General features: G+C 51.7%; 18 protein-coding genes. 12 read left to right on the top strand and 6 right to left on the bottom strand.

Annotated features, from left to right (window positions below):
* Nucleotides 1–3 precede the first annotated feature (3 nt).
* The 4 genes from amyA to fliD form a co-directional block, all read right to left on the bottom strand.
* Nucleotides 4–1,491, bottom strand: coding sequence for an alpha-amylase (gene amyA / locus C0560_RS12925; RefSeq protein WP_248858678.1), 1,488 nt, complete (start codon nucleotides 1,489–1,491; stop codon nucleotides 4–6).
* A gap of 101 nt (nucleotides 1,492–1,592) precedes the next feature.
* Nucleotides 1,593–1,952: a flagella biosynthesis regulatory protein FliT gene (fliT, locus tag C0560_RS12920; protein ID WP_102104022.1), complete on the bottom strand. Its 360-nt coding sequence runs from the start codon at nucleotides 1,950–1,952 to the stop codon at nucleotides 1,593–1,595.
* Nucleotides 1,952–2,362, bottom strand: a complete 411-nt coding sequence (gene fliS / locus C0560_RS12915; protein WP_102104021.1) for a flagellar export chaperone FliS — start codon at nucleotides 2,360–2,362, stop codon at nucleotides 1,952–1,954. Before fliS ends, fliT begins: the two co-directional genes overlap by 1 nt.
* 24 nt (nucleotides 2,363–2,386) lie before the next feature.
* Complete coding sequence (gene fliD / locus C0560_RS12910) at nucleotides 2,387–3,790, bottom strand: flagellar filament capping protein FliD (protein WP_123427527.1); 1,404 nt, start codon at nucleotides 3,788–3,790, stop codon at nucleotides 2,387–2,389.
* 239 nt (nucleotides 3,791–4,029) lie between these two features.
* Here fliD and C0560_RS12905 point away from each other — a divergent pair, with 239 nt between their 5' ends.
* The 4 genes from C0560_RS12905 (at nucleotide 4,030) to C0560_RS12890 (ending at nucleotide 10,925) form a co-directional block, all read left to right on the top strand.
* A complete protein-coding gene (locus C0560_RS12905) occupies nucleotides 4,030–4,935 on the top strand; it encodes a flagellin (RefSeq protein ID WP_102104019.1) in 906 nt (301 codons plus the stop codon).
* 182 nt (nucleotides 4,936–5,117) lie between these two features.
* On the top strand, nucleotides 5,118–6,023 hold the full coding sequence (locus tag C0560_RS12900) for a flagellin (protein WP_102104018.1): 906 nt from the start codon (nucleotides 5,118–5,120) through the stop codon (nucleotides 6,021–6,023).
* Nucleotides 6,024–6,206: 183 nt separating this feature from the next.
* A complete protein-coding gene (locus C0560_RS12895) occupies nucleotides 6,207–7,109 on the top strand; it encodes a flagellin (RefSeq protein ID WP_102104017.1) in 903 nt (300 codons plus the stop codon).
* A 174-nt stretch (nucleotides 7,110–7,283) separates the two neighbouring features.
* Entirely contained in the window at nucleotides 7,284–10,925 is a 3,642-nt protein-coding gene (locus C0560_RS12890) for a glycosyltransferase (RefSeq protein WP_248858676.1), read from the top strand.
* 38 nt (nucleotides 10,926–10,963) lie between these two features.
* On the opposite strand, the gene C0560_RS12885 is transcribed toward C0560_RS12890, so the two are convergent.
* Nucleotides 10,964–14,518 carry a glycosyltransferase gene (locus C0560_RS12885; RefSeq protein WP_248858675.1) on the bottom strand — a complete coding sequence of 1,185 codons (3,555 nt, stop codon included), beginning with the start codon at nucleotides 14,516–14,518 and terminating at the stop codon, nucleotides 10,964–10,966.
* A 319-nt stretch (nucleotides 14,519–14,837) separates the two neighbouring features.
* On the opposite strand from C0560_RS12885, the gene C0560_RS12880 reads away from it, so the two are divergent.
* From C0560_RS12880 to sdiA, 8 genes are all read left to right on the top strand, one after another.
* Nucleotides 14,838–16,013 carry a DegT/DnrJ/EryC1/StrS aminotransferase family protein gene (locus C0560_RS12880; protein WP_248858674.1) on the top strand — a complete coding sequence of 392 codons (1,176 nt, stop codon included), beginning with the start codon at nucleotides 14,838–14,840 and terminating at the stop codon, nucleotides 16,011–16,013.
* A gap of 212 nt (nucleotides 16,014–16,225) precedes the next feature.
* The gene (gene fliA / locus C0560_RS12875; RefSeq protein WP_100779721.1) at nucleotides 16,226–16,945 is read left to right on the top strand and encodes an RNA polymerase sigma factor FliA; all 720 of its coding nucleotides are present in this window, start codon (nucleotides 16,226–16,228) and stop codon (nucleotides 16,943–16,945) included.
* Between the two features lie 53 nt (nucleotides 16,946–16,998).
* Nucleotides 16,999–17,550 carry a flagella biosynthesis regulatory protein FliZ gene (fliZ, locus tag C0560_RS12870; RefSeq protein WP_100779722.1) on the top strand — a complete coding sequence of 184 codons (552 nt, stop codon included), beginning with the start codon at nucleotides 16,999–17,001 and terminating at the stop codon, nucleotides 17,548–17,550.
* An 85-nt stretch (nucleotides 17,551–17,635) separates the two neighbouring features.
* On the top strand, nucleotides 17,636–18,436 hold the full coding sequence (gene tcyJ / locus C0560_RS12865; RefSeq protein WP_248858673.1) for a cystine ABC transporter substrate-binding protein: 801 nt from the start codon (nucleotides 17,636–17,638) through the stop codon (nucleotides 18,434–18,436).
* A gap of 106 nt (nucleotides 18,437–18,542) precedes the next feature.
* A complete protein-coding gene (gene dcyD, locus C0560_RS12860) occupies nucleotides 18,543–19,529 on the top strand; it encodes a D-cysteine desulfhydrase (RefSeq protein ID WP_248858672.1) in 987 nt (328 codons plus the stop codon).
* 20 nt (nucleotides 19,530–19,549) lie between these two features.
* A complete protein-coding gene (gene tcyL / locus C0560_RS12855; protein WP_181826516.1) occupies nucleotides 19,550–20,218 on the top strand; it encodes a cystine ABC transporter permease in 669 nt (222 codons plus the stop codon).
* Entirely contained in the window at nucleotides 20,215–20,967 is a 753-nt protein-coding gene (gene tcyN / locus C0560_RS12850) for an L-cystine ABC transporter ATP-binding protein TcyN (protein WP_107703333.1), read from the top strand. The genes tcyL and tcyN overlap by 4 nt, the downstream gene beginning before the upstream one ends.
* 224 nt (nucleotides 20,968–21,191) lie before the next feature.
* Nucleotides 21,192–21,914 carry a transcriptional regulator SdiA gene (sdiA, locus tag C0560_RS12845; protein WP_100780854.1) on the top strand — a complete coding sequence of 241 codons (723 nt, stop codon included), beginning with the start codon at nucleotides 21,192–21,194 and terminating at the stop codon, nucleotides 21,912–21,914.
* A gap of 69 nt (nucleotides 21,915–21,983) precedes the next feature.
* Here the strand turns inward: sdiA and C0560_RS12840 are convergent, their stop codons facing one another.
* Nucleotides 21,984–22,208: a DUF2594 family protein gene (locus tag C0560_RS12840; protein WP_100779727.1), complete on the bottom strand. Its 225-nt coding sequence runs from the start codon at nucleotides 22,206–22,208 to the stop codon at nucleotides 21,984–21,986.
* Between the last annotated feature and the right edge of the window lie 248 nt (nucleotides 22,209–22,456).

Below are 22,456 nucleotides of genomic sequence, written 5' to 3'. Positions count from 1 at the left end.
CCGTTACAGCACATCCTCCATCACCCAGATACTTACGCTGCCGCCATTGCAGGTGAATGTCCCTTCGCCCTCGGCGCTGGTGGTGATCGTCTCTTCGCGATTGCCGAGGAAATCTTTCCAGTTCTTGTTGCCGTAATTATCCCCAAGATTAATCACTTTTTCGCCGTCGTCTCCGTTGGAGAGCACCACGACGCAGCCTGGATCCTCATCCGTCCCGCTGCGGCTGAACGCAATGCAGTTAGGATGATCGAACCACAATGTCTGCACGCCGTGGGCGAAACGCTGGCGGGCCAGGATCAGCTCGTGAAGCTGTTCGATTACCGGCATGTCGATGTGGTAGGTTTCGCCGTCGCCGCCGGTGTCGTCGTAGCTCGCCCCGAACAGATCCGGATAGAACACGCTCGGTACGCCGTTTTCGCGCAATAAAATCAGCGCGTAGGCCAGCGGTTTAAACCAGGCTTCGACCGGCGCTTCCAGGGCCTGCAACGGCTGAGTGTCATGGTTGGCCACAAGCGTGACGGCATGGAACGGGTCGGCTTCAACCAGCGTGCCGGTGAAGATCTGGCTCATGTCATAGTCGCGGCCCTGGCGGGAAGCTTCGTGGAATTTCATTTGCAGCGGGGCGTCGAACAGCATGGTTTTGCCCTCCACCTGATCGATATAGTGCTGCAGTTTGTCGACTTCGTGGGACCAGTATTCGGCCACGATAAACAGCGGTTTGGGGGCCACTTCCTGGACGTGTTCGATCCACTCTTTATAGAACCAGGCCGGAATGTGTTTCACCGCGTCGAGACGAAAACCGTCGCATAGGGTTTGCTCCATCACCCAGCGCGCCCAGTATTTTATCTCCTCCGTCACGGCGTGATTGCGGAAATCGATGTTTTCGCCCATCAGATAATCGAAATTCCCCATCTCATCATCGACCTGATCGTTCCAGCCTTCGCCGGTGTAATCATTGACGATCTTAAAGATGCTGTCCTCGTTGGGGTTTTCGATATGGTCGATACCGCTGAAGCATTTGTAGTCCCAGATAAACTCGGAATACTGCCCGGCGCGAACGGGGAAGGTGTAGCGGGTCCAGGCTTCGCATTCGATGATTTCATCGTCAATCTGGGTGCGATCCTGCTCGTTCACACGCTGCACGCGGATTGGCTCTTTCTCATCCGCGCCCATTTTGTGGTTCACCACCACGTCCAGCAGCACCGCGATCTCATTGCTTTTTAAGGCATTGATGGCTTCGAGCAGCTGGGCTTTATCACCGTATTTGGTGGCGACGGACCCTTTCTGGTCAAACTCACCGAGATCGAAAAGATCGTAAGAGTCGTATCCGACGGAATACCCGCCCGATGCGCCTTTGTAAGCCGGAGGCAGCCAAATCATGTTGATGCCGATCTCGTTGAGATTGGGCGCCAGTGCAGTGACTTCCTGCCACAGCTCACCGCCTGTGGGGTAATACCAGTGAAAACATTGTAATAGAGTGGGGTTTTTCATCTTCCGTGCTCCAGAATGAGGACACAGAGAGTATGGTCGAGAAGAAAAGAATTAGCGGGTGAAATACGAAATTTCATTCACCCGCCAGGGCCACCGTCAATCTAGAGATCGTTGGGGAAAAGGATATTGCCTGATAGACGTCCATAGGTCGCATTAAGATTATGTTGTCGGGAGGTTTGCCCAACCAGAGCTTTTAACTCTTCCATACGCTGATGCAATAACGCTTTGAGTTCCACCTCATTGCTGAGGATCTGTTTCAGAATAGGGCGAATTTGTGCCTGAAGCTGGGGCGCAATTTCGCTTGCATCCTGGTAACGGGTAAGTTTTTCTACGGCCGAAAGGTAATCGACTTCATAAGCAATAAGTTCATCCCAACGCCCAGATTTTGTCAGCACCAGCATCGCGGTGCTGGTGGCTAACAACTGCTGATAATGCTGGAGCAACCCGAGATTGGCATCCATTAGTAATTGTCCCGCACGTTTTGAGAATGTGGGCCTATCTCTTTCCAGGCGTCAGCGATGTTATTCAGTAACTCCACCACTTCATTGATGGCATTAATGTCATTATGAAGATTGGCCTGTAAAAGGCGCCTTGTCATATAGTCGTAAAGACTATCAAGGTTTGTCGCCAGTTCTCCGCCAACTTCATGGTTGATCCCGGACTGCAAACCGTTACTGATAATATTAATTGCTTTGCTCAGCGCCTGCCCTTTACCGGGAATATCCCCTTGCTCAATCAGTATCATGGCTTTTTTCATGGCGCTTAACGCGCCATCAAAAAGGAGTACCACTAACTGATGCGGGCTGGCGCTCAGGACGGCGCTCTCCACGCCAACCTGGGCATATGCCTGAATCCCCGATTTTGTATACATGGTAAAACCTCAACTCATCATTGATTAACTGTTCATGGCGTTGAACTGTTGAGTCAGATAGCTACCGGTGGAATCCATCTGAGAAACAAGCTGGCTCAAGCTGGTAAATTGCGTTTTATAACGTGCCATGGTGGCGGTAATTTGGTCGTTGACGCGATCGTATTGATCCGAAAGCTGTTTCAACGTTTTGTTAATGCCGTCGGTGGCGTTTTTAACGGAACCGTCGGTACCTAAGATACTTTTCAGCAAGTTGCTGGTTTCGGTCGCGAAGCCCGTTGTCTTGCCATCACCCGACAGGAACGAAATCACATCGGCCGATTTCTCGGTGAGCGCTTTATTCAGCTTGGTGCTATCAACGGTCAATTTACCGGTGATGTCCTGCGTAATCCCCAGCTGAGACAGAGTGGCTAAATCGCCGCTACCCTGAGGCGCAGAGAGTTTTGAACGCAGCTGAGTCTGAATACTGCGCAGCGTACCATCGCCCAACAGATCGCCGTTGCTGGTGTCCTGCGCGCCATTACCCTGATCAACCTTGGTATATTTCGTCTGGTTACCAATGGTGGTTTGCAGCGAGTTATACGCGTCCACAAAGGCCTGAACCGCGTCGAGCATCGGCTGGTTATCTTTCACCACCGTCAGCGTTTCTGGGCTGCCTTTATTGGTTTTGGTCAGGTTAAGCGTTACGCCTTCTGGCGCATCGGTAATGGTGTTGCTGCTACGGGTAATTTCAATCCCGTTAATTTTTACGACCGCATCGGAAGCCGCAACCTGCTCGGTCATGACATTGCTTGATCCTGCCGGATCGTAGCTCACGTATTTAGCCAGTTCAGCGTCATCCGTGGTGACGGTCATTTTATTCGTCGTGCCGCTATCACGAGACGTCAGTGCCAGATAATAGCTGTTGTCGTCTGCTTTAATAATACTGGCGGTCACGCTGCCCTGTTTGGCGTTAATCGCGTCACGCACATCAGAAAGACTGGTTTTATCGCTAGCCAGTGTGACGGTCAGCGGATCTTTTTGGCCCGGCTGAGTGATCGTGATCGTGCGCGAACTCATGCTGCTGTCGCCAAGATCGGTATCTTTGCTGGCCACTTTCGGGCTGAGCAAGGATTGTGAAGCGGCTAAAGAACTGACTTCAACTGAATAAGTGCCCGCTGTTGCGCTAGTGGAAAGCGTGGCGCTGAATGCCGAGTTGGTGGTGGACACCTTTGCCTGAGCAATAGCCGAGGTATTTTTTAACGCGTCAGAGGCCGTTTGTAATTTGGTTAACGAAGCCTGAACCACGTTCCACGCAGTGAGTTTTGCTTTATAAGAGGTTTGCTGCGTAGTAATCGGTGTCAGTTTGGTCTGCTCAGCAGTCTGTAAATTGTCATACAACGTACTGAGTCCCAGATTGGTACCTGCGCCGAGCGAACTGATACTTGCCATAACACTTCATCCTTTATTGAGACAATCACTGGATGGTCTATCGGCAGAAACGCAAAAAAGATTAGCGTTAATTTAAAAAAACAATGCGTAAATAAAGGAGGCAAATAATGGGTAGTTTGCGCCTTTAAAAAAATGATCTTTTTTCTAAAGGTTGAGAAAGCGGTGTCGATAATCACATTGACGGCGAGAAAGCCGTAGGCAGACGCCTAAATCTGACAACTAATTCAAAGGAATACACTATGGCTGTTATTAATACTAACACCCTTTCTCTGATGACTCAGAACAACCTGAGCAAATCCCAGTCATCTCTGGGCACCGCCATTGAGCGTCTGTCCTCCGGTCTGCGTATCAACAGCGCAAAAGACGATGCTGCGGGTCAGGCGATTGCTAACCGTTTCACTTCTAACATCAACGGTCTGGGTGTTGCTGCACGTAACGCCAACGACGGTATCTCCCTGGCTCAGACCGCTGAAGGCGCGCTGGGCGAGATCAACAACAACTTGCAGCGTATCCGTGACCTGACCGTTCAGGCGCAGAACAGCTCTAACTCTGCATCTGACATCGACTCCATCCAGGCTGAAGTTAACCAGCGTATGGAAGAAATCAACCGCGTTACCACGCAGACCGACTTCAACGGCATCAAAGTGCTGAACACCGGTACTGGTTCAAGCAGCTACAGCTTCCAGGTAGGTTCTAAAGATAACGAAACTATCGCTATCAACCTGACCAGCTCTGACAGCTTCAACCTGTACAACGCCACTGGCGCAACCTTTGATACCTCTGGTCAGACAATTAACGGTACAGCACGTACCACCAAAGCTGAAGGCTTTGACGTGCTGAGCGGTACAGTGAACTCTACCGGTGGCGTAGATGGCGGCCCACTGGCAGACATCGATGCGGCAATCAAATCTGTTGATAACCAGCGCAGCCTGCTGGGTGCGTCTCAGAACCGTTTCGAGTCCACCATCACCAACCTGAACAACACCGTAAACAACCTGTCTGCAGCGCGCAGCCGTATTCAGGATTCTGATTACGCAACGGAAGTGTCCAACATGTCTCGTTCGCAGATCCTGCAACAGGCTGGCTCTTCTGTTCTGGCCCAGGCCAACCAGGTTCCGCAGACCATGCTGTCCCTGCTGCGTTAATACCCTTATTGATGCAAAAAAAGCGCCGCTTGTCGGCGCTTTTTTCTTTTAGAATCAAATCAAAAACAATAAATAGTTTTAAAACCTAAAGTTTAAAAATGTGGTGTCGATAATCTTTATACAGGCGATGAAGCCGTTGGCACTATGCCAAGCACATGACTCAATTTTGAAGGATACTTACCATGGCTGTGATTAATACCAACACCCTTTCTCTGATGACTCAAAACAACCTGAGCAAATCACAGTCTTCTTTAGGGACTGCGATTGAGCGTCTGTCTTCTGGTCTGCGCATCAACAGCGCAAAAGACGATGCTGCGGGTCAGGCGATTGCGAACCGTTTCACCTCTAACATCAACGGTCTGGGTGTTGCTGCACGTAACGCCAACGACGGTATCTCTCTGGCACAGACCGCTGAAGGCGCGCTGGGCGAGATCAACAACAACTTGCAGCGTATCCGTGACCTGACCGTTCAGGCGCAGAACAGCTCTAACTCTGCATCTGATATCGACTCCATCCAGGCTGAAGTTAACCAGCGTATGGAAGAAATTAACCGCGTTACCACCCAGACCGACTTCAACGGCATCAAAGTGCTGAACACCGGTACTGGTTCAAGCAGCTACAGCTTCCAGGTGGGTTCTAAAGATAACGAAACTATCGCTATCAACCTGACCAGCTCTGACAGCTTCAACCTGTACAACGCCACTGGCGCAACCTTTGATACCTCTGGTCAGACAATTAACGGAACGGCGCGTACCACCAAAGCTGAAGGCTTTGACGTACTGAGCGGCACTGTTGACGCTTCCGGTGCGGTAGATGGTAGCCCGCTGGCAGACATCGATGCGGCAATCAAATCTGTTGATAACCAGCGCAGCCTGCTGGGTGCATCTCAGAACCGTTTCGAGTCTACCATCACCAACCTGAACAACACCGTAAACAACCTGTCCGCTGCACGCAGCCGTATTCAGGATTCTGATTACGCAACGGAAGTGTCCAACATGTCTCGTGCGCAGATCCTGCAACAGGCTGGCTCTTCTGTTCTGGCTCAGGCCAACCAGGTTCCGCAGACCATGCTGTCCCTGCTGCGTTAATACCCTTATTGATGCAAAAAAAGCGCCGCTTGTCGGCGCTTTTTTCTTTTAGAATCAATCAACAAGCATTAAATATTTTTAAAATCTCTAAAGTTTAAAAACCTGTTGTCGATAATGTTTATGTAGGCGATGAAGCCACTGGCGGCATGCCAAACCCATGACTCACTTTGAAGGATACTTACCATGGCTGTGATTAATACTAACACCCTGTCGCTGACGACTCAGAACAACCTGAGCAAATCTCAGTCTTCTCTGGGTACCGCAATCGAGCGTCTGTCTTCTGGTCTGCGCATCAACAGCGCAAAAGACGATGCCGCTGGTCAGGCAATCGCGAACCGTTTCACCTCTAACATCAACGGCCTGGGTGTTGCTGCACGTAACGCCAACGACGGTATCTCCCTGGCGCAGACCGCTGAAGGCGCGCTGGGCGAAATCAACAACAACTTGCAGCGTATCCGTGACCTGACCGTTCAGGCACAGAACAGCTCTAACTCTGCATCTGACATCGACTCCATCCAGGCTGAAGTTAACCAGCGTATGGAAGAAGTTAACCGTGTTACTCAGCAGACTGACTTCAACGGCATCAAAGTGCTGAACACCGGTACCGGTTCAAGCAGCTACAGCTTCCAGGTTGGCTCTAAAGATAACGAAACTATCGCTATCACCCTGAGCAGCTCTGACAGCTACAACCTGTTCAGCACCGCAGGCGCGACTGGCGCAACTGGCGGCATGGTGAACGGCAATGCCCGTACCACTTCTGCTGAAGGTTTCGACGTACTGAGCGGTACCGTCACTTCTGGTGGTACTACCGATGGCAGCCCACTGGCAGACATTGATGCGGCAATCAAATCTGTTGATAACCAGCGCAGCCTGCTGGGTGCGTCTCAGAACCGTTTCGAGTCCACCATCACCAACCTGAACAACACCGTAAACAACCTGTCTGCTGCGCGCAGCCGTATTCAGGATTCTGATTACGCGACTGAAGTGTCCAACATGTCTCGTTCGCAGATCCTGCAACAGGCTGGCTCTTCTGTTCTGGCTCAGGCCAACCAGGTTCCGCAGACCATGCTGTCCCTGCTGCGTTAATTTTCAGACGCGATTCAAAGGCATCTTCGGATGCCTTTTTTTTTGCAATCGAAAGAGATAGCCGCTTTTCTGCCAGCTGTTTTTCGCCTCACATTCCCTCCGGTCACGCACAATAACCTGTTTTCATTTCTGTCTTCTGAACGTTGTGACGTGCAGGCATAAAAAGGAACCAGGATGCAAAGTTACTTACTCAGTGTTGATAAATTCGACGCTTATACCCCCTATACCGTTGAGGTTCTCGACCTGGTCGATTTCTGGTTGTCACAAGGCGCTCGAATTGATCTGTGCACACAATCCGCCGGCAAGGCAATGAAGAGCAAGCTCGATGAGCTGAACACGACAGGGCGTTTTCGTGTCATTACCGAAGACGAGGGTGACATTGATCTGGCTTATGACAGAATCATTATCTGGCGCGGCTTCTTTAGCCAGAAGCTGATGGCCGGGCTGCAGGCGCAGCGTCTGAGCGGCCCGCTGGTCTTCCGCCATTTCAGCGATTATAACGATCTCTATATTCCCTACGGTGTGCAGCTTGAGAATGAGTTGGCCTCTCTGACCTTGGGCCTCTCCGAATTGACCTGCGAACAGCTCAAACTGACCGGGATCCTTGAAGATCAGCTGGCGCTAATGCCCTGGCTCGTTCCCGCACGTTTTATTGACTACCCGAGCGCAACGCGCCCGCCCGAATTAAAACAGGCCTTGTACGTGGCGCCTGAAATGACTGCAGAGGTGTATGAACTTCAGCAGAAGGCAGCGGAGAAGGGCATCACGCTGCACTGGCTGGATGAGAAACAGCAGCTAAACCTCGTTGAACCCGAGTGGTTATCACAGTATGACGCGGTTATTGGCAACGAGTCTTTGGCTACCAAAACGCTGGCACTGGGTATCCCGCTCTTCTTGGCCGTTAATGGCTATGTGGATGATTACCTTAACGCCGATAACATGGCCGCGCATGAGCATAACCATTTTAGCGGTATGTCACTGCGCAACTGCCCGGACAGTGAAGAATGGCTGTCACTGCTTCAAACGGGCTATCCGTCAGCGGCACGCTGGGCGCGAGACAACCGCGCGCAATGTGCGCAAAAGTGGGGCGTTGAAGCGGTGATGGGGCGCATTTTTGCACAGCCCCTGGCCGTAAAATCACCCGTATTAGATGAAAAATCATCTTATGCCCTGACCTTGCACAGAAAAGCTCTCCTCGCGCATCAGTCACTGAAATACTCTATCAGCCGCTGGCTGGAAGACCGGAAAATCAGCCCGGCCCGCCGGGAAGCGCTTTTGGCTATATCCGGTGATGTTCCGGCAGCTGCACGTCTCGGCGTGGTGGTGATTTCACGCGATGGGGATGCACAGGCCTGCGAGCGGACCATGGCCTCTCTGTCAGCGCAATCTCTTCCGGCCTTGAGTGTGGATGTCATTGATGAGGCGGAAGACCTGAATTCACTGTTGAGTGAGCGAGACGCCGACGCACTGCTGGTGATCCCCGCCGGTTTTACTCTGATTGACGATGCGCTGCTGCACTTTGCGGCCCATCGCGTTAAAAACCAGACTGCGTTAGCCCTCTATTGCGATGAGATGATGGTCTCGCCCAATGAAGAGCCGCGCCTGACGCTTCGTCCGGGCACCAATATCGATCTTCTGCGGGCAACGCCTTATACAGGGCAAACCTGGCTTATCAACCGCGAGGCCGCGCTGCAGGTGGGCGGAATTCAGGGGCGTTTTAAGGAGATGGCGCTGATTGATCTGGTCTGGCGCTTTGTTGAAGCGGCGGGACCGGGTGCAATTGACAGGGTGGCTGAAGTCCTGGTTTCAACGGATCGGTTGCCTAAAACGTGGCAAAACGCTGCGGGAGTCATGGCTGAGCACAAGCAGATTGTCACAGAGCATCTTGCGCGTCTGGGCATTGCAGCCACCGTTGAGGAGGGGGAGACTTCCGTTGCGCGCATTCGCTATCAGTGGGTGGAGAAGCCACTGATCTCGGTAATCATCCCGACGCGCGACCACGTAGCCTTGCTGCGTCGGTGCATTGAAAGCCTGATGGAGAAAACCCGCTACGCGCATTATGAACTGCTAATTGTCGACAATCAGTCTGTGGACGCGGATGCGTGCGATTTCCTCCAGCAGCTTGAACGGCTGGGTCTCGATCAAGTTCGGATTCTGCGTCACGATGCGCCGTTTAACTTTGCACAAATCAACAATCTGGCTTCGCAGTATGCACGCGGCGAGATCCTGGTTTTCCTCAATAACGACTGTGAAATTATTGATGGCGACTGGCTGGATGCCATGGTTGAACATGCCCTGCGTCCGGAAATCGCGATGGTCGGCGCGCGTCTGGAATATGCGGATGGTCGCGTGCAGCACGGGGGGTATCTCGCCGGTGTTCAGCAGGGGGTTGGGGTCGCTTTTGAGGGCGCTGAAGGTGATAGCGCTGGTTTTGAAAATTACCTTAAAACGCCGCACAACCTGAGTGCCGTGAGCGCCTCCTGCATGATGGTGAGAAAAGAGGTGTTCTTCGCGCTCAATGGCTTCACAGAAGAGAAATTCCCGCTCTATTTTGCGGACGTGGATCTCTGTTTACGCGCGCAGTCTCTGGGATATCTTAATGTCTGGACGCCTTATGCCCGAGTCAAACATATGGGTGGGGCCACCCGTTTACTCAGCCAGAAGTTCCACGTTCAGGAGCGCCCGTTAGGAGGCGATTACGCAAGGCTCAATCAGGAGTGGGGTCAACGATTACTGGCCGATCCGTCGTACCATCCGCTGCTGCAAAAATCAGGAGTACCTTTCACCCTTAGTGAGAGCACGGCACGTTTCCACGAACCGCTGCCGGGTCGTCCATTACCTGTGGTGCTCGCGCATCATATTAACTGGCAGGGTAATGGACACCATCGCGTGTTACAGCCGTTCAAGGCCATGGAACGTCATACGCTGCTCGAAGGGGGGCTGATAAATTCCGTACCTGGGCTAATGGAAGTGGCGCAACTCCAGCCGGATGTTGTGCTGCTCGAGCTTCCTACGGGAAGTCGTTTCCCGGATGTGATGCAGCAGATGCGCAGTCTCTCTGGTGCGAAAATCGTCGTTGAATACGATGATTACCTCCTGAACCTGCCAATGAAAAATGGCAATAACAGCAAGTTCCCGCAGCACATGGTCAAGAGCCTGCGCAAAATAATGGACAATGCCGACTGGGTTGTGGTGTCGACGGAACCGCTGGCAGAAGCGTATAGCCGTTTCCACTCTGATATTCGTATTGCGCAAAACCGTCTGGCGCCAGACCAGTGGGGACATTTGCAAAGTCAGCGCGGCACTGGCAAGAAGATCCGCGTAGGTTGGGCGGGAGGAAGTTCGCATGCGGGCGATCTGGAGATCCTCTTGCCGATCATTAAAGCGCTGGAGAATGAGGTGGAGTGGGTGTTTATGGGTATGAAACCTAAACATGTCCGCTGTGAGTTCCACCCCGGCGTGCCATTCGAAATGTATCCAGAAAAACTGGCGAGCCTGAATCTGGATTTGGCACTGGTGCCCCTTGAAGTGAACCACTTCAATGAGTGTAAGAGCAACCTGAGGCTTCTGGAGATTGGTACCTGCGGCGTACCCATTATTGCCACTGATCTAGTGCCGTATCGCTGCGGTCTGCCCGTGACGCTGGTAGAAAACCGCTTTAAAAACTGGATGAGCGCGATTCGGGCGCACATCAATGATGCGCAGTACCTTGCCTCCCAGGGCGATGCACTGCGTGAAGCTATTCATCGTGACTGGTATCTGCGTGGTCAGGGGCTTGATGACTGGCGTGAAGCCTGGCTGAGGGATCGGAAGTAACAAAAAAGGCACCCGTGAGGGTGCCTTTTGTTTAAGCGTCAGGGTAGCCAGTCACCCACAAACGTTTCCAAATCATCTCGCCACAGCATTCCCTTGCGTCGAACCTGATCCCTTAACCCATCTCCGGCATTCTCGCGAGCCTGCGGGTCCTCCAGGTAGGCTGAGATCGCCTCAAGCCAGGCATTCGTGGTGTTTTTCACGCGAGTGACAAGATACTCATTTCGCATACTGACATTATTACTGCAAATGACCGGATAACCGCATGCGCCGAACTCCAGCAAACGAATGACGCTGCGATGGCGGTTGTACTGATTATCCGCTAGCGGTTCAAGAACCAGATCAAGATTCAAGGACGCCAGCTTTTGCGGGTAGTGTTCCACATTCACGGCTGCGTGATATTCAGAAACATGAGATCTCAGCGACGGCGGGCAGTATCCCATCAGAACCCATTCCACCCGGTCGGACAATTGCACGATGACTTTATGAATGATTTCAAGATCCGCACTATTTTCGCCATCGCATACCCAGCCAACGCGTGGCTTGTGACCATATCTGTGTTCAATCACCAGATTCCCCCACTGTGCAGACGATACACGAGGCTCGATGAAACGAACGTCGTGATGCCACGATGCACAGGTTTCTGCCAGCATTGCTGAACTGACAATCAGGCGATCCGTATGACGCAAAGTTGCCTGCAGGGCCGCCGTGATTTCCGCAGGCAACGTGTTGCGCAGGAGGGATTTTGCCGGCAGGGCAGGCAGATAATTGTCCAGCGTAAAGACGGTGAACTGAGATGTCGCTTTACGCAGGCGCGCCAGCCATTCCTGCGCTGCGGGTGTGATCGTTTCCTGCAAGATCAGACTTGCAGGGGAGATGCGCGCCATTTCACCGATAGAAGGCGGAACGAAGGGGAGCAACGTCTCGGCGATGGCTTCATCGTGGAGTGACGTCAGCCGATCGAGGAAGTGTCGCTGGTGATGATGCGTCCGATCGGCGGTGATCGCAAGGAGTGTCGGCAGTGGATTCCAGTGCAAGGGTTTCCAGGTTCCCGGCGCATCGACCTGCAGCTGAAAACCGGTGTTATTCAGGGATAAATTAGGGTTGTAAGCCGGATCGTTGGCAATCACCGGTAGCCATTTCTGATACATGGCATCTTGCTCACCCGTAAATCGCTGACGCTTTTTCTCCTGAGTCGCTTTGTCGACGGATTTCTGGCTGACACTGCCCTCATGCATCACGATGGAGTAGGGTGTCCAGACGGTCAGATAGCCCGCTTCACGCACCTTCAGACAGAAATCAACATCGTTGTAGGAGACGCGGAACTGATCCTCGTCCAATCCACCGACCTGCTCGTAAACCGATTTTCGCACCAGAAGGCAAGCGGCTGTCACCACGTTGTAGTTTTGATCGCAGTGCAGACGGTTCATATAACCGGATTTTTCGCTGCTGCTGTCAATAAACGGATGGTCCGCCGGGCCGCGCAACCCCATTACCACGCCCGCATGCTGAATATTCCCGGTTGGATATAACAATTTAGCGCCGGTAATGCCCACTTCTGGGCGTAATCCATGATTGAGCAGATGATCCAGCCAGTTATTCTCAATTACCCCGGTGTCGTTATTCAGCAATACCAGATACTCCCCACGCGCCTCACGAGCGGCCATGTTGTTGATTGCGGAGTAGTTAAACGGATGCGGATAACGTAAAACGCGAATACGCTGTGGATCAATAGTGGAAATACCGTTGAGCCATTCAAGCGCTTCGGGCGTCTCGCTGTTGTTATCGACGATCAGCACTTCATAATTCGGATATCGCGTTTTTTCCAAAAGCGTAGTGACGCAGTGAACCAGCACCGGTAATTGATCTTTGGTCGGGATAATAATAGACACCAGCGGCTGCTGGTCGTGATGATAACGTAATGCGTAAATGCCTGGTCGCGGGGATTCTACCTCCCCCTGAGAATAACCGCGTTGAATAAGATGATGACGCAGTATATTTTTTTCTTCCTCAACAGCGACGTTGAGCTGGCTATGAGCCACGACCAAAGGTTCAGGAATATGTCCCGCAAACTGAATCCCTTTTTGCTCGATCAGGCGCACGATATAGTCAAATTGCCATGCCTGACGGTACGTCTTATTAAAGCCACCGAGGGAGAGTAGCGTGGTGCGTTTAAAGATCCAGTGGCGCGCCATTTCAGAGGGGTTGCTGAGCAGCAAATCGAGGTTAAAGTCCGGGCGCAGGGTGGTACTGGTGATTCGGCTGCCGTCGAAATTCACTTCATCGCAATAGACAGCATCACAGCCTGAAGCCCCCTCAAGGGCCAAATCGAAGGATAACAATCCGCTGGCCAGCAGCTGTTCGCCTGCGTCAAGCACCATAACCCAGTCGTGTGGGCTGGTGTCGAGATAATCATTGATACGGGCAACGGTGTTAAACACGGTTGCGTCTATGGCTGTCGCCGGGAAGCGGCTTTGAGAAACCATATTGCCGACCACAACAGGGTGGACTGTCAGCCCAAAACCCTGCCAGGCTGCCACGCTTTCCAGGGTCCGATCCAGAGCATCGGCTCTTTCCGTGTCACGGATCAAGATACAAAGTGACTGGCTAACCGCTCGTGATGCCTGGTAAGTGGAGGCCAGTTCTCTGTGCTGCGGAAGTAACGTTCTGCTCTCAAGCCACTGAGCAATTTGCGTGTTCTGGTAATCCAGTGCGCTGTTATGCATCGCCTGGCGTAGTGCCTGCACAAGATTCACCTGATGCCACTCTTCAGGCGAGGATGTCGCGGCAATCAAAACGTGCTGATTCTCCTCTTTCGACCCCTTGTACCACCCCAGTTTTTTAATGAGCTGCGGCATCAAGGAATACGTTCTGGCGACCTGTTCCTGCTGCGATTTTGCCATCTGGCTGGTTTGGCCCGCCGAAATTCTAAATGAGGAAAGAGGTTCGCTGATAAAGGCAAGATCGCCTTTGCGGAATAGTTTGATCATCAATGCGACATCGGCAAAATAGGGCATCTCTTCATGATCGATATTAAATAACTGGTCGCCTAAGGCCAGAAGATCGTCGCGATAACAGAGGAAAACACTCGGCTCACCAATAAAATTAACCTGGTAATCGCAGAGGAAAGAGATGAGGTCATTTCCGTTGAGGAGCGTATCGCCACCGAAAGGGAATGCCGTTGCAACAATGTCAGGTAAGATATTTCCAGACTCATCAATACGCGTACGGCGTGAAGAGGCCAATACACAGTTCCTATTGTCCTCCAGTGCTTTCACTAAGCGCGAAATACAGTTCGGGGCAATAAGATCATCGTCATACAAAAATTTGACGTATTTCCCTTTAGCATGGCTCAAGCAGTGAAGAACGTTTCCCATCTCCAGTAAGCGATCGGCATTTTTATGATAAATAATGGGCTTCTTTAGGAGTGGCGATGCTTTCGCGCACGTCACTCGGATAGCGTCATTATCACTGTCATCACAGACGATAATTTCAATGTTCGGCCAGTCTTGTTCAATGGCGCTTTGCAGAGCCTGTTCGAAAAAATCGGCTTTGTAAGCCGGGATAAGAATGCTGACTAATTCATGCTGAGACATATTATTTCTCGTTGTGATTATCATTTCTTCGATGAGATATGCGCGTTTCTAATGCGGGGGCCGTACTTCCCTGAGAGGCCAAAATGTTGAGATGAGTCAGGATTGTCAGCGATGATGAGTTCCCGCACTGGGAGTTTTGCTCATTTTAGCGATGCTGTGCCGCTCTCCATGACGGAAACAGCAGGGCGTTTTGGAGTCTTTTTACCCTATTGGGCCTTTTGGACGGGTAATTAGAATACAAATTGGCGTGTGTTCAAACGATCGTTCCTGTTGCCGCCTTATAAGATATTCATTTCATGACTTATATGCGACGCCAGAAATGAACAACAAAATATTTGTGACAAGTCCTCTGCTGCCTCCCCTGGAGGAGTTCATACCCTACCTGGAAAAAATGTGGTCCAGCAGAACGCTCACAAATGGAGGGAGTTTCCACCAGGAGCTGGAGACATCCCTGGCGAGTTATCTCGGCGTTAAGTATGTCAGTTTGTTTTCCAATGGTACGCTGGCTTTATTGACTGCGCTGCAGGCATTACGCGTGACGGGCGAGGTGATAACCACACCCTATTCCTTCGTGGCAACGTCGCACACACTATTATGGAATGGGCTCACGCCCGTTTTCGCCGATATCGATCCTTTAACATTTAACATTGACCCGGATAAAATAGAGGCGCTGATCACACCTCAGACCACGGCTATTTTACCGGTTCATTGTTACGGTATTCCCTGTGAGGTCGATAAAATTCAGCAAATCGCGGATATTTATGGCCTTAGAGTCATTTATGACGCAGCGCATGCTTTTGGTGTTAAAAATAGTGACGGAAGTGTGCTGAATAACGGCGATTTATCCGTGCTGAGTTTCCATGCGACGAAAGTGTTTAACACCTTTGAAGGCGGGGCGATCATCTCCCACGATTTGAAAACAAAACAACGCATTGATTATCTTAAAAACTTTGGGTTTGCAGGTGAAACCAAAGTGGTTGCACCGGGCATTAACGCCAAAATGAGCGAAGTGAATGCCGCCTTTGGTCTGCTTCAGTTAAAGCATATTGACCGCGCCCTGCTGGCAAGAGAGCAAATTTATCAGCGCTATATGCGTGAGTTGCCATCGGCACCCGGTCTGTCCTGCTATGAATTTACCGGGGAGTATGAGTGGAACTACGCGTACTTCCCGCTGCTGGTGGAAGAAGCATTTCCACTCACTCGTGACGAACTCTATGAAATGCTTAAGGAAGAGGATATTTATGCGAGACGCTATTTTTATCCTCTAATAAGTTCTTTCTCAATGTACCGTCATTTACCGTCGGCAGGGCCTGACGAATTGCCGGTGGCAAATCAAATTGCGGAAAAAATCCTGTGCTTGCCGATCTTCCCCGATCTCACTGACGAAGAGCATGGGAGAATTATTGCGGCACTGCAACGTATAAGTCGGTCTAAATGTTCTGACGATGTAAACGAAAAAAATGTTAACCTGGGTGAATTAGCAATTAATGCTTAACAATTCAGGCGGTTGACTAAATTATACGCGTCATATTTTGCACCAGCCTTCGTCCAGGGCGCGGCCTGGCTCAAAAGCGGAATATGACGCGGCAAAGTGAATAAACCCATTTGTCTAAATAACCCCTCATTTCACCCACTATTCATCCGATTAAAACCCCTCCAGAATCGGATAATAATGCCGATAACTCAATTAACGCAGGGCTGTTTATCGTGAATTCACTCTATACCGCTGAAGGTGTAATGGATAAACACTCGCTGTGGCAGCGTTATGTCCCGCTGGTGCGTCACGAAGCATTGCGCCTCCAGGTGCGATTGCCGGCGAGTGTGGAACTGGACGACCTGCTACAGGCGGGCGGAATCGGGTTACTGAATGCAGTAGACCGATACGACGCTCTGCAAGGAACGGCATTTACGACTTACGCAGTACAGCGTATTCGTGGTGCGATGCTGGACGAACTGCGCAGCCGTGACTGGGTGCCGCGAAGTGTTCGCCGCAATGCCCGCGAAGTGGCACATGCTATAGGACAGCTTGAGCAGGAACTGGGACGCAACGCGACGGAAACCGAAGTGGCGGAGCGGCTTGGCATTGCTGTGGCTGATTATCGCCAGATGTTGCTTGATACCAATAACAGCCAGCTCTTCTCTTATGATGAGTGGCGTGAAGAGCATGGCGATAGCATCGAGCTGGTGACTGATGAAAATCAGAATGAAAACCCGTTACACCATTTACTGGAAAGTAATTTACGCCATCGCGTAATGGAAGCTATTGAAGCTTTACCGGAACGCGAACAGCTGGTGTTAACCCTTTATTACCAGGAAGAGCTGAATCTGAAGGAGATCGGCGCGGTTCTGGAAGTGGGGGAGTCTCGGGTGAGCCAATTGCATAGCCAGGCCATTAAACGCTTACGAACCAAACTGGGTAAGTTATAGGCGATGTATCGCCCGAAAAGTGCCGCACAACGTATTGACAACCAGGAGTTATCATGACGGTGCAGCAATCTAAAAGACGGCCTTTAAGCCGCTACCTAAAAGACTTTAAACACAGTCAGACGCATTGCGCCCATTGCAATAAGTTACTTGACCGTATCACGCTGGTACGTCGCGGCGAAATCGTGAATAAGATCGCGATATCACGCCTCGACACCCTGATGGATGAATCCGCGTGGCAGGAAGAGCAGCAGGAGTGGGTGGCCCTATGTCGGTTCTGTGGCGATCTGCATTGCAAAGAGCAAAGCGACTTTTTTGACATCATCGGCTTTAAACAATTCCTGTTTGAGCAAACCGAGATGAGCCACGGAACCGTGCGCGAATACGTTGTTCGTCTGCGTCGTCTGGGCCAGCATCTGACGGTGCAAAACATCTCCCGCGATCTGCTGAAAACCGGCTATCTGGATGAAAATCTGGAGCCGTGGCTGCCGGCTACCAGCACCAACAACTACCGCATCGCCCTGCGTAAGTACGCGCAATATAAAGCGCAAATGCCAGGTGTGATTAAGCAGAAAGTCTACGCCGGGACAACTTCTGATATATATTAAAATTGAATAAGATGTAGCGGACTCGTGTTTGACGTTATAAACGAAATCCCTACACTACTCAAAAAACCACTATATCGGGGTAACTATGAAATTAGCACTTCTGGGTCGTCAGGCACTGATGGGCGTCATGGCTGTGGCGCTGGTCGCAGGGATGAGCATGAAAACGTTCGCCGCTGAAAATCTGCTGAATAAAGTGAAAGAGCGCGGCACGCTGCTGGTGGGACTGGAAGGGACGTATCCGCCGTTCAGCTTCCAGGGTGATGATGGCAAACTGACCGGTTTTGAAGTTGAGTTTGCTGAAGAGCTGGCGAAGCATCTGGGCGTGAAAGCGTCCCTGAAGCCGACCAAATGGGACGGTATGCTGGCGTCGCTGGACTCCAAACGTATCGACGTGGTCATCAACCAGGTCACCATCTCTGATGAGCGTAAGAAGAAGTATGATTTCTCTACGCCGTACACCGTCTCCGGGATTCAGGCGCTGGTGAAGAAAGGCAACGAAGGCACGATTAAATCAGCCGCCGATCTGAAAGGCAAAAAAGTGGGCGTCGGTCTGGGCACCAACTATGAAGAGTGGCTGCGCCAGAACGTACAGGGCGTGGATATTCGCACCTATGATGATGACCCGACCAAATACCAGGATCTACGCGTTGGCCGTATCGATGCCATTCTGGTTGACCGTCTGGCCGCGCTGGATCTGGTGAAGAAAACCAACGATACCCTGGCCGTAGCCGGTGACGCGTTCTCGCGTCAGGAAGCCGGTGTGGCGATCCGCAAAGGTAACGAGGACCTGGTGAAAGCTGTCGACGGTGCTATTGCCGAGATGCAGAAAGACGGCAGCCTCAAGGCGCTCTCCGAGAAGTGGTTCGGGGCAGACGTCACGAAATAAGTCTTTCCCTGAAAAAAAAGGCGCTTTTAAAAGCGCCTTTTTCATTTCTGGCACTTCAGCGTGCATAATAAAAATAATAAACAAAAACAGCGTCACCGGAGGATCCATGTCACTGCAAAATTTAACGCGTTTTCCGCGCCTCGAGTTTATCGGCGCGCCAACGCCATTGGAGTACTTACCGCGTTTTTCTGACTATTTAGGGCGCGATATCTTTATTAAACGTGACGACGTGACCCCTATGGCGATGGGCGGGAACAAGCTGCGTAAGCTGGAGTTTCTCGCGGCGGATGCGCTGCGTGAGGGAGCGGATACTCTGATCACCGCCGGTGCCATTCAGTCTAACCACGTGCGCCAGACGGCGGCAGTGGCGGCGAAACTGGGGCTGAACTGCGTGGCGTTGCTGGAAAATCCCATCGGGACGCGGGCGGAAAACTATCTCACGAACGGCAACCGTCTGCTGCTGGATCTGTTCAACGTGCAGATCGAAATGTGCGATGCCTTAACGGATCCGGCGGCTCAGCTGGAAGAACTGGCAACCCGCGTCGAAGCGCAGGGTTTTCGTCCGTATGTGATCCCGGTCGGCGGGTCGAATGCCCTGGGTGCGCTGGGCTATGTGGAAAGCGCGCTGGAAATTGCCCAGCAGTGCGAAGGGGCGGTGAGCCTCTCCTCTGTGGTGGTAGCATCCGGTAGCGCCGGGACGCATGCCGGGCTGGCGGTCGGGCTGGAGCAGCTCATGCCGGATGTCGAACTTATCGGGGTGACCGTCTCCCGCAGCACTGCGGATCAGAAGCCGAAAGTCGTCACCCTACAGCAGGCAGTTGCGCATCAGCTCGACGTGCAGGCGAAAGCCGATATTTTGCTGTGGGATGACTATTTTGCGCCTGGCTATGGCACGCCAAACGAAGAAGGGCTGGAAGCGATAAAACTGCTGGCGCGTCTGGAAGGCATCCTGTTAGATCCGGTTTACACGGGTAAAGCGATGGCCGGGCTTATCGACGGCATTACCCAGAAGCGCTTTAAGGATGAAGGGCCGATTCTGTTTGTCCATACCGGCGGAGCGCCCGCGCTGTTTGCTTATCATCCTCACGTTTGAATCACGGGTCGAAAATAATAATGCAAGAAAGTATTCAACTGGTTATTGATTCATTGCCGTACCTGCTGAAAGGGGCGGTGTTTACGCTGCAGCTCAGTCTCGGAGGGATGTTCTTTGGGCTGGTGCTGGGCTTTATCCTCGCATTGATGCGCATGTCGCCGATCCTGCCGATACGCTGGCTGGCGCGTTTTTACATCTCCGTGTTTCGCGGTACGCCGCTGATCGCCCAGCTTTTCATGATCTACTACGGTCTGCCGCAGTTCGGCATTGAGCTGGACCCGATCCCGGCGGCGATGATTGGTTTGTCGCTGAATACCGCGGCGTACACCTCTGAAACGCTGCGCGCGGCGATCTCCTCCATCGATAAGGGCCAATGGGAAGCGGCGGCCAGTATCGGGATGACGCCGTGGCAGACACTGCGTCGCGCGATCCTGCCGCAGGCTGCGCGCGTTGCACTTCCCCCGCTCAGCAACAGCTTTATTAGCCTGGTCAAGGACACGTCCCTTGCGGCGACAATCCAGGTGCCGGAGCTGTTCCGTCAGGCACAGCTTATCACCTCGCGCACGCTGGAAGTTTTCACCATGTATCTGGCGGCTTCGCTGATTTACTGGATCATGGCGACGGTGCTTTCCGCACTGCAAAACTATTTTGAAAACCAGCTTAACCGCCAGGAGCGAGATCCGAAATGAGTGCTATCGACGTCAAAAACCTGGTCAAAAAATTCCACGGACAGACCGTATTACACGGTATCGACCTGGAGGTGCAAGAGGGCGAAGTGGTCGCGATTATCGGGCCGAGCGGCTCGGGTAAAACCACGCTGCTACGCAGCATAAATTTGCTGGAGCATCCGGAAGGGGGCACCATTCGGGTCGGTGATATTACTATCGATACCGGTAAGTCTCTCGGGCCGCAAAAAGGACTGATTCGCCGTCTTCGCCAGCATGTGGGCTTTGTATTCCAGAGCTTTAATCTGTTTCCGCATCGCACGGTGCTGGAGAACATTATTGAAGGGCCGGTCATCGTAAAAGGTGAACCGAAAGAAGAGGCCATTGCCCGTGGGCGGGAGCTGCTGGCGAAAGTCGGGCTTTCCGGGAAGGAGACCAGTTATCCACGCCGTCTGTCGGGCGGGCAGCAGCAGCGTGTGGCTATTGCCCGTGCATTGGCGATGCGCCCGGACGTGATCCTCTTTGATGAACCGACTTCTGCGCTCGATCCAGAGCTGGTGGGCGAGGTGCTGAACACCATTCGCCAGCTGGCGCAGGAGAAACGCACGCTGGTGATTGTCACCCACGAGATGAGTTTTGCCAGAGATGTGGCTGACAGGGCGATTTTCATGGACCAGGGTCGCATTGTCGAACAGGGCCCCGCAAAAGAATTGTTTACGCATCCCCAACAACCTCGCACCCGTCAGTTCCTGGAAAAGTTCCTGACACGGTAGAGATTCTCCTGACTAATTTGCTCCAGAAGGACGTTCTGGAGCAAATTATTCTCCAGATTTGCCTGTTTATAGATGCTTATATTCTATTTATCGACACTGAAAGTGAGGAACATGAAAGTTATTCTCACTTGGGTCGATATTTTATACATATAAATAAGATTTATGTGTTAGGTTATATTCACCATAATAATGATTATCTTTTTCAGGGGCTTCATTCAGTAAGTATGAGGGATACAGACTTTTTCACCTGGCGACGGAATTGCTTCCTGCGATTCCAGCAAATGGGGACGGCGGACGAGGTTTATCAGGAACTTCAGCAACAAACACAGGATCTTGAATTCGATTATTACTCACTCTGTGTTCGCCATCCGGTTCCGTTTACGCGCCCTAAAATTACGGTTCATTCGAGCTATCCGGCTGAATGGATGTCGCAATATCAGTCAGAAAATTATTTCGCCATTGACCCGGTATTAAAGCGGGAGAATTTCATTCAGGGACACCTTCCCTGGACGGATGCGTTATTTTCTGAGGCACAGCCGCTATGGGACGGCGCGCGCGACCACGGTATTCGCAAGGGAATTACGCAGTGTCTGATGCTGCCTAATCACGCGCTCGGTTTTCTCTCCGTTTCTCGCGCCAGTCAGTTTGGCAAAATGATGGACAGCGATGAAATAGAGCTGCGTCTGCAAATGTTAGTGCAAATGGCATTGACGTCGTTGCTGCGCTTTGAGCATGACATGGTGATGCCACCAGAGATGAAATTCAGCAAGCGCGAGAAGGAAATTCTGAAGTGGACGGCTGAGGGGAAAACGTCGGCTGAAATCGCGATTATTTTGTCGATCTCAGAGAATACGGTGAACTTCCATCAGAAGAATATGCAGAAGAAATTCAATGCGCCGAATAAGACGCAGATTGCCTGCTACGCGGCGGCAACGGGATTCATCTGACCACACTTTAGTTGTTCTGCGTGCCAGACACGAAAACGGCTGAATGCAATGCGTTCAGCCGTTCTTTTTTTACTGGCGGTAAGCCTGTTTAATTTGCTTAACCGTATCGGCAAATACATCTGCCTGGCCCTGATCTTCCATCTGGGCGATCTGCTTTTCCATCTTAATGATCACACGGCCCGCGTCAGCCTGGCCCATCGCCTGCAACATAAGTGCCAGCAGTGCTTTCAGACAGGATACTTCCTGCGCCAGTTCTTGGTTATTTTCGGCGGTGGCGAATTCAGGTGTGCTCATTGTTATTCCTCATTACAAAACGGCGCTAGAGCGCGACGATGAAAGTTATGGCGGCGGAGTATACCACAACAGAGAGGAAAAAAAGCAGTGGTTATTTTTTGTTCAATTGTGCGCTTTGTTTATTTAAGTAAACACGTTTTAAGTGTAATCACTATAATGTTTTAACCAGCCTAAATTGTTTATAGCCCGTTCTCTTGCTGTTAATTATTGTTACAAAAATATAAGAGCCGTACTTTCCTGGCGCAGAG

This window comes from Lelliottia sp. AC1 (genome assembly GCF_023278595.1).
Lineage (GTDB): Bacteria > Pseudomonadota > Gammaproteobacteria > Enterobacterales > Enterobacteriaceae > Enterobacter > Enterobacter nimipressuralis.
Note: the sequence above shows the minus strand (reverse complement) of the source record. Positions and strands in the feature narration are given on the sequence as shown.